This is a genomic window from Rhodoblastus sp. (assembly GCF_052145335.1).
Taxonomy (GTDB): domain Bacteria; phylum Pseudomonadota; class Alphaproteobacteria; order Rhizobiales; family Beijerinckiaceae; genus Rhodoblastus.
Genome location: NZ_JBKQOU010000157.1, coordinates 1 through 2,752 on the forward strand (window position 1 = coordinate 1; position 2,752 = coordinate 2,752).

2 protein-coding genes are annotated in these 2,752 nt (G+C 59.3%); both read right to left on the reverse strand.

Annotated features, from left to right (window positions below; all coding sequences use genetic code 11):
* Nucleotides 1-339: 339 nt before the first annotated feature.
* Complete coding sequence (locus ACLP2E_RS10670) at nucleotides 340-1,998, reverse strand: hypothetical protein (protein ID WP_442465896.1); 1,659 nt, start codon at nucleotides 1,996-1,998, stop codon at nucleotides 340-342.
* Nucleotides 1,999-2,004: 6 nt separating this feature from the next.
* On the reverse strand, nucleotides 2,005-2,752 hold a 748-nt coding region (locus ACLP2E_RS10675; RefSeq protein WP_442465897.1), incomplete at its 5' end, for a DegT/DnrJ/EryC1/StrS family aminotransferase.

The window sequence follows — 2,752 nt, forward strand, 5'->3', positions numbered from 1 at the left end:
GCCTGGGCCCGAGCCTGCCATTTCCGAGTCCGTTTCTTGCGATTCCAAGGGGTTGCGGCGCCATTTTCGATTCGTCCGCGGGCGGCCGGCCTGGCCGCCCCGGCCCCCCGTCCCGCGGCGATGCGCCCGAAGAGACGCGGCCTCACTGCCGGCCCGGCGTTGGACGCCATCCGCCACAATACCGCGAATCGCATGGATGACGGATGTTCACAGCCCCCTGATTCGCCACTCACATCGAGCCTACGTTCTCCGTATGTTCTTGTCAAGGTTCTGCACGCGCTGAAATTTGGCGGGGTCTCCAGTGGCTCCTGTGTCGTGGTAGCGGCGTCCTTGTCGCCTTCAGTGCAGCGGCGTCCTGAGCCCTTTGTCGATCTCGTACAGATCCGCGACGGGCGATGAAGAGACCAGCCGCAAAACCTTCGGAAGCCCTGTCGGCGTGCTTCCGTAATGCATCACTAGGACATAGTCGAAATGACGTTCCCAGCCCATCCAGTAGACCCGGCCCCCATTGCCGCTGGGGAGATCGCCCGTCGGGTCGCTCACTCCGTAACCATCGATCAAGTCAGCCAAAACTGGATAGGGGTAACCATCGGGAGTGCTCGACAGTTTGAATTCCGGTTTTGGCTTGACTGTCATGATGCCGGTGAAAAGGGTCGGCGAGAACGCGTCGCGATCGATGACCGCCACCAAGGGCGCGTGAAACGTCACGCGCTTCGACGGGGGAAGCGCCTCATGTCCGGCCTGGGAAGTGTCGACGGTCAGGAGGCGCATTCCCTTCGGCATGGCGCGCAGCACTCCGCGCAATTCGGCGATCTGATGGTCGACTTGTTGCATCTCGCCCACGATCAGCGCAGAGCGAACCGCTGTCGTCAATATGATGAAGCAGAGGATTGACGTCTTGAAAACTTCGCTCGCCCGCTCCGTTGAAGAAATCGCCGACAACAACAGGATCGCCGCCAGCAACGGCAAACGGAAATCCATGCCGAAGACGCCCAGCAGCCGAAGCGGTACGCAAAGCGACATCACGGCGACAACGAGAAAAATCGAAAATAGTTCAGGCGCGAGCCTCAAGCGGCCAGTCAGACGGCCGAACATCAGTATGACAAGGGCGAAAAGTCCAAATATTGCCTCCGTCCTCGTCAGCAAGAAAAATATAGGTGAAAGAATTGCTAAGATTTTCTCCGCTATCGTGCCGTAATCGGTTTCCACCGGACCGATGAACGGGCGCTCGACCTTCGTGCTAAGCGCCAGGATGATCGCCGGAGCCGCCTGCAAGGCGGCGAAGCTCCAATCGACCACGATTGCACGCCATGACTGAATGCCTAGCTTCAAAGCTCGAAATACTTCGAAACAGAGAACGAGCAGGCAATAAGCGCCGAACGCCACCAAATGGCCTAAATACAAAAGAAGCGTCAGAGCGGAAAAGATGATTAGCCTGCGCCAACGCGGCCAATTAGTGGTCGCGATCCAGCCGGCGAAAAGGATGACCGCCAGGCAAAGAACCGGGAGGTAATTGAGAAACCCCCAAAGCAGGAGGGCATTGTAACTGAGCAGGAAAGCGGCCGCCGGGACAAGGCTCGCCCGCCGGTGAACCGCAAAATGAAGAGCAGCGACGCTCGCGACGGGCAGAACGACGCACAAGCCGATAAACAGCCGGCCGGCGTCATAAATGGGGGCGATTCGGCTCAGAACGATGAAGGCCGCATCCATGGCGAGATAGGGAATCGGCCGCCAATGAACCTCATAAAAACGCTGAAAAGCGGGAGACTGGTCGTAATGCGACAATACATACATACGCGCCAAATGGTTCGGATAATCCTCCAAACCTGGAACTGTCACCATCGCGATTGGGTACAAAACGATTGCTGTGAGCAACGCGTACACGCCGAAGTAGGCTGAGGCGCGTCGGCGCAAAAACGGCTGCGCCAGCGGTGTGCCGGCGGTAATCGTTTGTTCCCCCTCCGCCCGGCGAAGGCGAAGCCGCTTGATGCCAGCCATCGGCGCCTAGGCCGTATTTTGCGCTAGGGCCATCAGCTCGCTGTGAGCTCCGTTTTTTGCCTTTCGAGACTTGCGACGCCGGTAAAAATCGATCACACGGCTTGCAATCCGGTCCACGTCATCGTCGCTCAGATCATAATACATAGGCAACCGGACCAGACGCGAGCTGACATGGTCGGTGATCGGCAGGTTCCCTTGGTTCACGCCGATGGACTGCGCAAATGGCGAGGAATGGAGCGGCACATAGTGGAACACCGCGAGGATGCCGGCCTCCCGCAGATGCGCGATCAACGCCGTCCGCTCCTCGAGGTCGGCCGCCAGAATATAGAACATGTGGTGATTCGTCGTGCAGTGCAGCGGCGAGTAGGGGACGCCGATGCGTCTGTCGACCGCCAGCGCGGCAAACGCCTCGGCGTAGCGCTCGTAAATCGCGCGCCTGCGCGAGGTGATCAACTCCATGTTCTCGAGTTGGCCGAGCAGGTAGGCGGCCAACATGTCCGACAGCACGTATGAGGAGCCGACGTCGACCCAGGTATATTTGTCGACTTGACCGCGAAGGAACTGGCTGCGGTTGGTGCCCTTGTCGCGCAGGACTTCAGCGCGTTTTTCGAGCCCGGGGTCGTTGATGACAAGCGCGCCCCCCTCGCCGCATGAGAAATTCTTGGTTTCGTGGAAGCTGTAACACCCGAGGTGACCGATCGCTCCGAGCCAGCGGTCCTTGTATTTCGCGAACACTCCTTGCGCCGCGTCCTCG